Here is a 12,409-nt window from a genome sequence, read left to right on the forward strand (position 1 = left end):
GGACTGAGTCACTCGCGTCCAACGACTTGGGCGCACTGGATCCCTCTGACGAGCACAGGGATGAGGGAGGTCGGAGAGGCGTGCTCACTCCACTTCCAGCCTCATCAGCCTTGCATACCCCAACGTCTTCATGCTGAGCCATGCAGCCCGAGGAGGGTGAAGCGCCAAAGCACGCCCCGCCCACCAAACCAATTCCCCTATTGCCAGCCCGCCGCCTTGCCCCTATTGTCCGCGCCGTTCTCAGGGCGGGGTGGAAGTCCCTACCGGCGGTATGCAGTTTCGATTGCGAGCCCGCGAGCGCCTTCTTAACGAGGGGTCAGCAGATCAGGTGAGATGCCTGAGCCGACGGTCATAGTCCGGATGAAAGAGAACGTGCGTTCCTGCCGCCCTCGCCGGCAGCCGGTGAACGTTCGTGATCGCCTTGGGTGACGTGTCTGTACGCCAAAGGAGATTACCATGACACCCACCCGTTATGCCTTCGTCAAAGCCGGCTGGCACGCCGATATCGTCGATCGTGCGCTCGAAGGTTTCCAGCAGCTTATTCCAGCTGAGCAGATCGACGTGTTCGACGTTCCCGGCGCATTCGAAATGCCGCTGCTGTCGCGCGATCTTGCGGCGTCCGGGCGCTATGGCGCCGTCATCGCCGCCGCCTTCGTCGTCGACGGCGGGATCTACCGTCACGAATTCGTCGCCCAGGCCGTCGTCGATGGCCTGATGCGCGCCGGCATGGATACCGGCGTGCCGGTTCTGTCGGTTTCGCTGACCCCGCATCAGTATCAGGAAACCGAGCATCACACGCAAATCTACCGCGCGCACTTCGTCGAGAAGGGCCGCGAGGCGGCCCGCGCCGCCCTCATGATCGGCAAAACGCGCGCCGCTGTCGCGGCGTAAACCTCCGCATCGAGGCGGCGGCAACGCCTGCCGCCTCTCTTACCGGTCAAACATATCCCGCCACTGCTTCTCCCCGATCAAGCAGTCCGTTGCCGGCTCCGCGCCGGCGATCGGCTGCACCGTCGCCGGCAGAGACAAGCCGCTGATCTCCATCACCAGCTTGCGGCGCACGGCGACGGCGAAGTCCTCGATCTTGCGGACCGGCAGCACGAAGGCGCCGGGGCCGCCGATGACGCAGTCGGCATAATATTTGTCGAGCCCATCGGGCGCATCGGAAGGCCGCAGCATGAGGGCGAGGCCGTTGATGACCATGCCCGATGCCACCGCCTTGTCGCGGACGGGCGTGACGGGATTGCCGGAATTGTTCGGGCCGTCGCCGGAGACATCGATTACTTCCCGCCTGCCCCGGAAGGGGCTGGCGATGATCATGCTGACGCCCTGGGCAATCGCGGTGGAGATCGAGGTGCGCCGCTGCGTGCCGATCGGCCGGGCGTCGAGCTTGTCGGCAAAGGCGATCGCATCCTGCTCCGTCGCGATCACCTGCCAGTCGATCACCGAACCCTGGACGACATAGCCCGCCCATTCAAAATAACTGATGGCGATGCGGCCGGTGAGCCCGCCCTTCACCGCATCGATGAATTCCTTGTGTTTCAGCGCCTCGACATAACCGTCGCGCTGGATGCCGATCTCTTCGAAATCCATCGACCGCGAGGTGTCGACGGCAAGCACCAGCGTCACGTCGACCTCGTTTGCCGCAGCCTGCGCCGTCGGCATAACACCGGAAAGCCCCATGAGCACCGCAAGTGACGTCAGCATCGGCAGATCCCCGCGCCATTCCCAAGCGGGGCGACTCTAGCACAGCTTGATCGGGGCAGAACGCGCCGCCACGCGTTGGGCTTCAATTTTCGGTGATGGCACCCTTCAATGCAACGGCAGCCACAAAGGACTTTTCCATGCCTTCAGCGCGTCGAGGAAGACCTGCAGGCGCAGGGGCAGGAAGCGGCGCGTGGGATAGACGGCGTGCACGAAGATTTCCGGCGACGACCAGTCCGGCAGTAGGCGGATGAGCGCGCCTCTTCGGATCTGCTCGTCGCAATAGGTCGAAGGCAGGAGACCAATGCCGTGGCCACGATAGGTGAAGGCGCTGACCGCATCGAAATCGCGGCTCGATGCCGGCCCCGACACGCGCACGTCGGCCGATTTGCGGCCGCTGACGAGATGCCATTCCGCTTCGCCGTTGCGCCCGTTCAGGAGCACGCACCGATGGTCCTTGAGATCTTCGGGCTTTGTGGGAAGCGCCCTCTCCTTCAGGTAATCCGGGGCGGCGACCAGATAGCGCACGCTCTTGCCGAGCCGCTGCGCGACGATGGTGGAATCCTTGAGTTCGCCGAAGCGGATGCCGAGATCGATATTCTCCGCGACCAGATCGAGGAACAGGTTAGTGACGAAAAGATCGACTTGGATCTCGGGATAGGCCTTCAGGAAATCGGAGATGAATTCGTAGAAGACCTCTTGGCCCAAGATGACCGGCACCGAGATCTTCAGCAGGCCTTCCGGCTTTCTCTGCGTTTCAGTCAGCGCCTGCTCGGCGTCGATGAGATGAGCAAGCGGCTCGCTGCACCTGTCGTAATAGGCCCGGCCCTGCGCGGTGAGGCTGAGCTTGCGGGTCGTGCGCTGGATCAGCGTCACGCCGAGCTGCTTTTCGAGCGACGTCACCTTCCGACTGACGGTCGAAACAGGCATGCCGAGCGAATGGGCGGCGCGGCTGAAGCTGCCATATTGCGCCACCTTCACGAAGACGGCGATGTCGTTGAGATCGGCCATGTCGGCATTTTTGCACTGATGCAAAAGAGAATCCAGATATTTCCATCTAATCGAGCAATGAGGTTTTCGCCATATTCACCTTGCGAAAACAACCAACAACCCGATGGCGGCGCGATCGCGGCGGCCCCATCTCGAGCGACCCACCTTGCCAGGCCCGCGTTGCCCGAACCAGATTATGGAGTTCAACATGACCAAGCAAAGGACTGTCATCGTCACCGGCGCCTCCCAGGGTATCGGAGCAGGGCTCGTCAACGCCTTCGTCGAGCGCGGCTATAACGTTGTTGCCACCTCGCGTCAGGTCAGCGCTTCGGATGCCTTCCAGGCTTCCAACAGGCTGGCGCTGGTCGACGGCGACATCGGCGATCCCGAAACAGCGGCCCGCGTCGCCAAGACCGCAATCGACCGGTTCGGTTCGATCGACGCGCTCGTCAACAATGCCGGCATCTTCTTCACCAAGCCGTTCGTCGATTACACGATGACTGACTTCCGTAAGCTCTCGTCGACCAATCTCGAAGGCTTCCTGCACCTGACGCAGCGGGTCATCAGGCAGATGCTCGCCCAGAAGACGGGCGGCAGCGTCGTCAGCATCACCACTCCGCTGATCGACCATCCGATCGCCGGCATGCCCGCTTCCGTGGCGATGATGACCAAGGGCGGCATCGACGCGATTTCGAAGAACCTTGCGATGGAGTATGCAAGCGAGGGAATCCGCGTCAACACGGTCGCCCCCGGCGTCGTCGACACGCCCCTTCACAAGGACAATCCGAAGGAGTTCCTGAGGACGCTGTCGCCGATGACAGGCATTTCGAATGTCGATGAAATCGTCGACGCGGTGGTCTTCCTCACTGAAGCTCCGCGCGTCACCGGGGAGGTGCTGCACGTCGATGGCGGCGCACATCTGGGCAAATGGTAAACCATGAGAAAGCGCAGGCAGCCGGCGCGGAACGGCGGCTGCAGGAACTCGGCATCACCCTTCCCCCGCCGCCGACACCCTTTGGGGCCTATGTCGAGGCGACGAGAACAGGCAATCTGGTCTTCTTCAGCGGCATGCTGCCGGTTGTCGGCCACGAGCCCCGCTATATCGGCCGTCTCGGCGGCGCGCTGACATCGGAAGACGGCCGCAAGGCAGCCGAGACGGCGACGCTGAGCGCGTTTTCCGCCGCCAGGGATTATCTCGGCTCGCTGGACAGCGTGGTGAGGGTCGTGAAACTCGGCGTCTATATCGCCACCGAGGGCGATTTCCGCGACCACCCCAGGGTCGCCGACGGCGCGTCCGAATTGCTGCTTGCGGTCTTCGGCGAGGAAAAGCTCTCCGGCCGCGTCGTCCTCGGCGTTGCCAGCCTGCCCCTCGGCATGCCGGTCGAGATCGAGCTCGTTATCGAAGTCGAGGATTGAATGAGCGGGGCGCGCGCGTCTCAGCGCGCCCTGCATTCTTGCCTTCGCTTGCGCTCAGCCTGCCGCCAAAAGCAGCACATAGGCAATGACGCTCACCATCAACCCGCGAAAGGCCAAGGTGACGCAGCGATACTTGCTGCGGGCGATGCAGGAAAGGATTTCGGCGTTTTCGAGATACTGATCGAAAAGATAGCGCTCGTCGCGCCGCAGGGCCGCCTCGAAGAACAGGTCGCGGTGCTTGGGCCAGGCGCCCCAAAAGAGCGAGGTCGACGTGCCCAGACGACGGGGCAGCACGACGAGGATGGCTGAGAGGATGGAGAAGACCGAGGCTGCGGCAAGCAGGCCCGAGAACAGAGTGCTTCCCGGTGCGCCACCGATATAACGGCCCAGGCTGAAGACTGCCCTCACATCGCTGGAGCTCACCAAAAAGGCGAGCATGAAAGTAAAGATATAGGCGGCCTTCTGGTCGGATATCTTGATCTGATCATAAAATATGTCGTTGATTTTCTTGATATGATCGAAATACTCGGTGCTGACATCTCCGCTCGACGGCCTGCTCAGCATAACCTCCGTGACATTCTCGAATTCGCTCACCTGAATACTCCATCCCCTAAAGTGTTTCCCTGATATTACACTTTGCGACGAAAGCAAGAACACGTGTGCAACGTGCTTGACTTTTTCACTCCGCAAAGACAAAGGGGAAGCGGGGTAAGGGGTCGAGGTCATGCGGGGTTATTCCAATAACATCTGTCGCATCGGGATGGCGCTGGCGTTTGCCGTGCCCGGTTTCGGGCTGCCGGCGATGGCCGATCCCGTGCAGCGTGCAACCCCGGTCGCCGGCTCCGTCATCGCCCGCAAGACCGGCGAGGAGGTGCGCTTCATCGACGTGTCGGACTGGCGCAGCGTCGACATCAACCAGGATCTTCTGACCGGCGACGTGCTGCGCACCAATGCCAACGGCCAGCTCGCCATCGTCTTTTCCGATCACACCCAGGTCCGACTCGGCCGCAATTCCTCGCTGCAGGTCAAGAAGATGGCCGCCAGCGGCGATACGGTGCTCGAGCTTCAGGCCGGCACCATCTGGGCCCGCGCCCAGCGCGGCGGCCAGGGCCTGACGGTCGAGACCCCCGCGGCCGCAGCCGCCATCCGCGGCACCGACTGGACGATGACCGTCGAGGGCGCCAAAACCTCGATGATCGTGCTCGAAGGCCGCGTGGCGCTCTCCAACCCGCAGGGCAGCGTCGAGGTGAGCGAGGGCGAAGGGGCGGTCGCAACCATCGGCCAAGCGCCGCACAAGATCATCAGCGTTAATCCGGATGACCGCGAACAGATGCTCTTCTATCTCGACCTGCGCGACGGCTTCGATCTGATGCCGACGTCGCCGCTGCGGGCCGACCGTATGGCCACCGAGCGCCGCCGCCTGCTGGCGCTGCCGCCGGAGCGGCGCACGACCGAGGACTGGTTGGACCTTGCCGAAGTGCAGAGCGCCTTCGACGGCCGCCAGGCTGCGGCCGCAACCTTGCAGAATATCCGCGGCCGCAAGCTGACGGCGGCCCAGCAGGCGCGCGTCGACCTGATCGACGCCACCATCGCCGGCTCGGAGAAGCGCTACGGCGACGCCGCCAGGCTCTTCCAGAAGGCTTTGCCGCATCTCGACCCGTCACGCCGCAATATGGCGCAATATGGCGGCTATTTCGCCCGCTCGCTCGCCGATCCCGCCCATGCCGAACAGCCGCCGGCTAACACCACCGGCCCCTATGGCGCAATCATGGAGGCCTATACGACAGGCTTCCTGAAAGACCCGCGCGCAGCGATCGAGATCATCAGGAAGGCGGAACAGCGCTATCCCGACGATCCGACCCTGCCGGCGGTCCGCGCCGAGCTGGCCCAGCTCACCGATGACCGCGAGCAGATGAAACAAGCGATAGAACGCTCGCTGGCGCTCGATCCCGATCATCCGATGGCGCTCTCCGCCCGGGCGAGCTACAAGGCGGTGTATGAGAGCGACATCAACGGCGCGCTTGCCGACCTGAATCGCGCTATCGAGCTTGCCCCCGGTGGGTCAAGCACGCTGAATTCGCTCGGCCTGCTGCAAAGCTCGCGCGATGCCAATGGCGAAGCGGAAAAGGCCTTCAAGAAGGCGATCGAGCTCGATCCGCAGGATCCGCTGCTGCACGCCAACCTGGCAATCCTCTATCTCGACCAGGGGCGGATGAAGGAAGCCAAACGCGAGATCGACACGTCAATCGCGCTCGATCCGTCCTTCGACATCGCCCTGCTCGCCCGCGGCCGCTATCACCTGCAAACCGGCGAACGCGACAAGGCACTGCAAGACCTGCTTGCCGCCAGCACCGCCAACCCGGCGCATTCGCAATCCCAGCTGATGCTCGCCGCCGCCCATTATGAAAAAGGCGACCGCATTCCGTCGCAGCAGGCGCTCGACAATGCCGACCGGCTCGACAACAACGACCCGGTTATCTCGTCCTTTCGCACCGCCGTCGATATTGATGATTACGACGCCGACGGCGCGATCCGCAACGCGCAGGAATACCTGCGCCGCTCGCGCGCTCGCGGCGGCGATTACAGCGGCCTCGGCGCCAATGCGAGCGCCGGCTCGACGCTCAACAACGCCTTCCGCCTGCAGGGCCTGGATGCCTGGGGCCGTTATTACGGCGATGCCGCCTTCGACCCCTTCAAAGGCACCGGTTACATCGACCAATCGATCAAGGGCAGCATCTTCCCCTATGTCAACGCGACCAGCTTCAGCGACGACAACATCATCCAGAACCGCGGCAACGCGTCGAGCTACTCGTCTTTCATCCAGGGTCTGCTGCTTTCTCCGCACATGCTGTCGGGCCGTTCGCGCTCGGCAACGCTGTTCGACGTACCCTTCATCGAAGGCTCGCTCGGCGGCGGCATCAACAGCGTCGACGGCCATACCAGGCGCATCGGCGAAGCCGATATCCAGGGCTATTCCAACGAAACGATCCCGATCAGCTTCTATGGCAACCTGACTTGGGAAGAACTGGCGCTCGATGGGGACTATCGCGACTTCGGCGGATATGCGACCGACAATAAGCTGCTCGGCGGAAACGGCTATCTGACGGCGACGGTGACGCCGGATGACCGCGTCGTGGCCTATTTCAATCATGCCAACAATGATGGAACGTTGAATGCGCTGTCGACGGACCCCTCGCTCTCGGACGCGCTGAACCCCGTATTGCGCTTTTTCGGCTTGCCCCTGGCGCCGGACGAACTGCCGCTCTACACAACTCGGCGAGACACCACCCGACTTACCAGCGCCGGCGTTGGCTGGAGCCATACTTTCGCCTATGAGAACGTCCTGAACGCTGCTGTGCTCTATCAGCAAACCGAAGCCAAAACCACCAACGACATACAATTCGACTGGGCAGACGTGCCGCTTCTCGGCGGCCCCGGCCGGGACATTAGGCCTTTCCTGCAAACCAGCGACGAGAATGACTCGAAGGCCTACATCGCGGCCCTCAGCCACATTATTGGTGACGGGTCGCTGACCTGGCGTTACGGTGTCGAGGGCGGCTGGCTCGACGCGTCGCGCGAGACCTATTTCCATCTCGAGGATGTCATTCCAGGCCTCGTCGACGGCGTAACCGACGGACCCACGAAAGTTGAGACCCGCATCAATATTGGTCGCGCCTATGTCGATCTCCTGCACGAAATCACGCCGAACCTGAAGGCCGAATATGCGCTCTTCGGCACGCGCCTGGAAGGCGACGGCGTTGACGTCAGCCGGCTCGAACCACGCTTCGGCTTTGCCTGGGCGCCGACGCAGAACCATTGGCTGCGCGCCGCTTTCATGCGCCAGAGCGCCGACACGGGCGTTCCCACGCTTGCGCCGATCGGCATCCTTGGCCTTCAGGCGAACCAGTTTTCCGTCGGCACTGAAGGTTACGTCGATACGGCGGCCTTTCAATGGGATGCCGAATGGACCGATCGTCTGTTCACCACGGTGGAGTACCAGCATCAGGAGCTCCATGATTTTTCGATCGGTCTACCCCTGATCGCTCTCCCGGCCATCGACAGCTTTCCGCTCTCGCGCGGCAGCATCGACCGCGCCGCCGTCACCGCCAATGTTGCGCTCGGCAACGGTTTCGGCCTTTCGGCCACCTACGCCTACATGGATTCGGAAAACAAGGATCCGGGGACCTTCAATTACGGTGGCTCCCTGCCCTATATCCCGAAGAATTCCGGCCAGATCGCGCTGACCTGGGTCAACGAGGCCAAGGTCAAGGCGACGGTGGCGGCAAATTACATCGGCGAGCGCGACGGCGACGATCTCGGCACCAAGCTCGACGACTATTGGAGCCTCGACGCCCACCTTGTCTGGGAACCCTTCGACAAGCGCATCGAGCTCGAGGCTGCCGCCTATAATCTGCTCGACGAAGAGTTCGAGATCACGCCCGGCGTGCCCGGCTGGGGCCGCGCCTTCAAGGGCACGCTCAAAGTCCGCTTCTAATGCGCGAACGGGACAACCGTCGGCAGGCCGGGCTGGACGGCGGCCAGGCCGGAAGCCGCCGCCTCCGGCTGCTGGTGCTGTCGCTGACCGTGCTGGTCGCCATCTCGCTGCTGTCGCGCCTGCCCGCTTGGTCGCTGCTCGAGCTCAGAAGCTTCGATTATCTCTCGACGTTCGACGATCCGCGTCCGCCGCAGGGCGGACCCGTCATCGTCGCGATCGACGAGCCCTCGCTCGCCGATATCAACGCACAATGGCCCTGGCCGCGCAGCCTGCATGCCGAGCTCGTCACCCAGCTTCGCGCGGCTGGCGCCCGCGTCATCGGCATCGACATCATCATGGCAGAGCCCTCCACTCCCAGCAACGACGCGGCAATCGCTAGGGCGGTCGGTCCCGATGTCGTGCTTGCCGGCGACGAAACGCTGATCGAGACACCCCAGGCCTCGCAGCTGATCCGCGCCACGCCGCTGCCGGCGCTGACGCAAGCCGGTGCCGTGACCGGCATCGCCTCGATCGATCTCAGCGGCGACGGCATCTTCCGCCGAATTCCGGGCTATGAGGACGGCTTTGCCGCCATGCTGGCCAAGGCCTCGGGCGCGGAAGCGGAGATCCTGCCGGCCGGCCGGCTGATCCAGTCCTTCGGCCCGGCCCGCAGCTACCCCACAGTCTCCTATTACCAGGCGCTCGATCCTGGGAACCTGCTGCCGCCAGGTTATTTCAAGGACCGCGTCGTCCTCGTCGGGCTCAGCCTGCAGAATGCTCCTGAAATCGACAAGGGCGGCGTCGACGCCTTCGCGACACCCTATACGGTTCACACCGGCAAGCTCGTCTCCGGCGTCGAAATCCAGGCGACGATTTACGACAATATCCGCGACGGCCTGTCGATCGCGGAAGCGCGCCTGCCGACGGTCGCCGCCTGCATCCTGATCTCGGTGCTGCTTGCGGCCGTCACCGTCTGGCGTTCGACGGGATGGCTGACGATCGTGACCAGCGCGGCCGCCCTCCTCGCCTTCGTGGCCGTCAGCTTTGCCGGCATCCGGCTTGGCCACGTCTTCGTTTCGCCGCTCGGGCCGACGGTCGCCTATATCGCGGTCGCCTTCGGCCAGGCTGCCTTCGACTATGCCGAAGAGCGCCGCAACAAGCGCCAGATCATCCGCGCTTTCGCCCAATATATTTCGCCCGACCTCGTCCGCCGCCTGTCGAACGACCCCTCGCAGCTGAAGCTCGGCGGCGAGCGGCGCACGCTGTCGGTGTTGTTTTCCGACGTCCGCGGCTTCACCACTATCGCCGAGACGCTGAAGGACGATCCGGAGCAACTGACCGGCCTGATCAACCGGCTGCTGACGCCGCTGTCCGATGTGGTGATGGATCACGGTGGCACGATCGACAAATATATGGGCGACTGCATTATGGCCTTCTGGAATGCACCGCTCGACGATCCCGACCATGCGCTCCACGCCGTGCGCGCCTCGCTCGCCATGCAGGCGGCGATTTCGCGGCTGAACACTCAGCTGGAACGGGAGGCGGCCGCACTCGGCCGCAAGCCGCACGTCCTGAAGATGGGTGTCGGCATCAACACAGGCGAATGCATCGTCGGCAATATGGGCTCGACCCGCCGCTTCGACTATTCCTGCCTCGGCGACAGCGTCAACCTCGCCTCGCGCCTCGAAGGCGCCTCGAAGAATTACGGCGTCGCCCTGCTGCTCGGCGAAGAAACCGCAAGGCTGGTGGCCGCCAACTACACCGTCGTCGAACTCGACCGCATCATCGTCAAAGGCCGCACCGCCCCCTCGCCCATCTTCACCGTGGTGCACAAGGCCGACGCCGCAGCGCTTGCCGCGCATGAGGCGTTTATCGAGGCGAAATATGCCGGGAGACTGGCACCACCCGATGCCGTCTTCGACAAACTGGCTGCTTACATACCCGAGCTTGCCTCCTACTACGCGATCGTGCGGGATGCACTGACAGAAGGCGGGGAATGACGGCGCAGCATTTGTCGCCACATGAGTTGGCACGGCACCCTCCAACGCTCCTCATCCTGAGGTGCGGAGGCCGTAGGCCGAAGCCTCGAAGGACACGCCGCAACATAGCTCCTTGCATCCATCAATCCGCAGCACACCCGCCTCGTCCTTCGGGGCCCCTGCGGGGCGCCTCAGGATGAGGCTCTCTTGAGCGCTGGGGCATCCTCGACGCCGTTGCTATCGCGCGGCACACTCCAACCTCCCTCATCCTGAGGTGGGCAGGCCGAAGGCCGGAGCCTCGAAGGACACGCCGCAACATTGCGCCTTGCACCCATCAAACGGCAGCGCACCCGCCTCGTCCTGCGAAGCCCTTTGGGGCGCCTCAGAATGAGGCTCTCTCTTGAGCGTTGGTGGCATCCTCCAGATTGGCGGGAGGAGACCGTTATGTATCCCGCAGCCTTGCGATCTCAGGTGCTACGATTGCCATAAACAATCCGGGATCGCCAAGCGCCCGCGCCGAAAGCATCGCCCCATGAACCGAGGCCATCAGCATTTGCGCCTGCTCGTCCGGACGCTTGTCCAGCCGGAACAGGCCCTGCTCGACGCCGGCCCGCAGCACCGAGGTCAGCCATGCCGCCAGATTTCGGAAATGGGTGCGGACGCGCAATGCTACCTCATCGGGCAGCATCTGCATTTCGCTGGCGAGCATGGCGCAGACGCAGAAGGGTTGCGAAGCGTTCTCGATGCAGGAACGCCAGTAGTCGATGTAGAGCTGCAGCTGATCGGCAGGGCTTGCGGCCTGCTCGCGCAGCGACTGCAATCCAGCCGCCGCCTGCTTGGTGTAGCGATCCACCAGCACCGCGACCAGCTCGGCTTTGGCAGGAAAATGATGGTGGATGCTCGCCTTGCGGATGCCGATCGCGTCCGCAATGTCAGCATAGCTGAAGCCGTTATAGCCGCCCGCGACGATGAGCGACTGGGCGATATCGAGGATCTTGTCCGATGTCGAAGCCATTGATTTCATAGCGTCGCCTACCTTCTAGTAGGGAGATTGTCAAGGCCTGGTGCTTGGCTCTCCCCTCACAAGAAGGTGTCCGCCGATCGCATTGACTCAAAATCGGGACCTTCCTACTAGTAGGTAGACAACACAAGGAGCCTATCCATGCAAACTCAATCCTTCAACCAGTCGAACTGGCTGCGATCCTACTATTTCACCCGCGCCGCATTCTCGGTCATCTGGATTGCCGCCGCCATTGCCTTTGCCGGGCAGCCGGGCGCCGCGGCCTTCCTGCTGGTGATCTATCCCTTGTGGGATGCGCTCGCCAATCTGATCGACGCCCGGGTCAATGGGGGCCTTCGCTCCAACCCGTCCCAGGCGTTGAACGTCGCGGTCAGCACGATCACGGCGCTCGCCGTCATCATAGCGCTTGGCATGAGCACCTATGCCGTCCTCGCCGTCTTCGGGGCCTGGGCGATCCTCTCGGGCCTGTTGCAGCTCTGTACCGGCGTAAGGCGCTGGCGCACCGAAGGCGCCCAATGGGTGATGATCCTGAGCGGCGCGCAGTCCGCCCTTGCCGGCGGCTTCATGATCGGCCGATCGCTCGGCACCGCCATCCCGACGATCCTCGATGTCGTGCCTTACGCAGGGTTTGGTGCATTCTACTTCCTGCTCTCCTCGATCTGGCTTGCAGTCGCAGCCTTTCGCAAGGCGCCTGCATAGGCACGATCACGCCCCTTCGGCGGCAAACTTGCCACCGCAAGGGGCCGCATCCGCCCCATTCAACATCTCGGCGATGCAGGAGATTTGCGGGAGACGATGACATTCTTTCGCGCTATGAAGGGTGAT

Annotated in this window: 10 protein-coding genes and 1 riboswitch; of the genes, 6 read left to right on the plus strand and 4 right to left on the minus strand. The window is 63.1% G+C overall.

Translation table 11 applies throughout. From position 1 onward, the window contains the following. Positions 1-232: 232 nt before the first annotated feature. Positions 233-376, plus strand: a riboswitch (FMN riboswitch). 80 nt (positions 377-456) lie between these two features. Next, positions 457-891, plus strand: a complete 435-nt coding sequence (locus K6M89_RS08495; protein ID WP_222139110.1) for a 6,7-dimethyl-8-ribityllumazine synthase — start codon at positions 457-459, stop codon at positions 889-891. 39 nt (positions 892-930) lie between these two features. On the opposite strand, the gene K6M89_RS08500 is transcribed toward K6M89_RS08495, so the two are convergent. Both K6M89_RS08500 and K6M89_RS08505 read right to left on the minus strand, forming a co-directional pair. Beyond that, positions 931-1,707 carry a DUF1194 domain-containing protein gene (locus K6M89_RS08500; protein ID WP_222139111.1) on the minus strand — a complete coding sequence of 259 codons (777 nt, stop codon included), beginning with the start codon at positions 1,705-1,707 and terminating at the stop codon, positions 931-933. 105 nt (positions 1,708-1,812) lie between these two features. Further along, positions 1,813-2,715, minus strand: coding sequence for a LysR family transcriptional regulator (locus tag K6M89_RS08505; protein WP_222139276.1), 903 nt, complete (start codon positions 2,713-2,715; stop codon positions 1,813-1,815). Positions 2,716-2,902: 187 nt separating this feature from the next. On the opposite strand from K6M89_RS08505, the gene K6M89_RS08510 reads away from it, so the two are divergent. Further along, positions 2,903-3,628: an SDR family NAD(P)-dependent oxidoreductase gene (locus K6M89_RS08510; protein ID WP_222139112.1), complete on the plus strand. Its 726-nt coding sequence runs from the start codon at positions 2,903-2,905 to the stop codon at positions 3,626-3,628. Continuing rightward, positions 3,622-4,110, plus strand: coding sequence for a RidA family protein (locus tag K6M89_RS08515; protein WP_222139113.1), 489 nt, complete (start codon positions 3,622-3,624; stop codon positions 4,108-4,110). Before K6M89_RS08510 ends, K6M89_RS08515 begins: the two co-directional genes overlap by 7 nt. A 54-nt stretch (positions 4,111-4,164) precedes the next feature. Here K6M89_RS08515 and K6M89_RS08520 read toward each other — a convergent pair whose 3' ends face one another. Next, the gene (locus K6M89_RS08520) at positions 4,165-4,704 is read right to left on the minus strand and encodes a Pycsar system effector family protein (RefSeq protein WP_222139277.1); all 540 of its coding nucleotides are present in this window, start codon (positions 4,702-4,704) and stop codon (positions 4,165-4,167) included. 130 nt (positions 4,705-4,834) lie between these two features. On the opposite strand from K6M89_RS08520, the gene K6M89_RS08525 reads away from it, so the two are divergent. Together K6M89_RS08525 and K6M89_RS08530 are read left to right on the plus strand one after the other, a co-directional pair. Beyond that, on the plus strand, positions 4,835-8,605 hold the full coding sequence (locus K6M89_RS08525) for a FecR domain-containing protein (protein ID WP_281428471.1): 3,771 nt from the start codon (positions 4,835-4,837) through the stop codon (positions 8,603-8,605). Next, positions 8,605-10,584, plus strand: a complete 1,980-nt coding sequence (locus tag K6M89_RS08530; RefSeq protein ID WP_222139114.1) for a CHASE2 domain-containing protein — start codon at positions 8,605-8,607, stop codon at positions 10,582-10,584. The genes K6M89_RS08525 and K6M89_RS08530 overlap by 1 nt, the downstream gene beginning before the upstream one ends. A 421-nt stretch (positions 10,585-11,005) precedes the next feature. Here K6M89_RS08530 and K6M89_RS08535 read toward each other — a convergent pair whose 3' ends face one another. Further along, positions 11,006-11,587, minus strand: a complete 582-nt coding sequence (locus tag K6M89_RS08535) for a TetR/AcrR family transcriptional regulator (protein WP_222139115.1) — start codon at positions 11,585-11,587, stop codon at positions 11,006-11,008. A gap of 138 nt (positions 11,588-11,725) precedes the next feature. Here K6M89_RS08535 and K6M89_RS08540 point away from each other — a divergent pair, with 138 nt between their 5' ends. Beyond that, positions 11,726-12,283, plus strand: a complete 558-nt coding sequence (locus tag K6M89_RS08540) for a DUF308 domain-containing protein (protein WP_222139116.1) — start codon at positions 11,726-11,728, stop codon at positions 12,281-12,283. Positions 12,284-12,409: the final 126 nt, after the last annotated feature.

The organism is Rhizobium croatiense, from assembly GCF_019793465.1.
Taxonomy (GTDB): Bacteria; Pseudomonadota; Alphaproteobacteria; order Rhizobiales; family Rhizobiaceae; genus Rhizobium; species Rhizobium croatiense.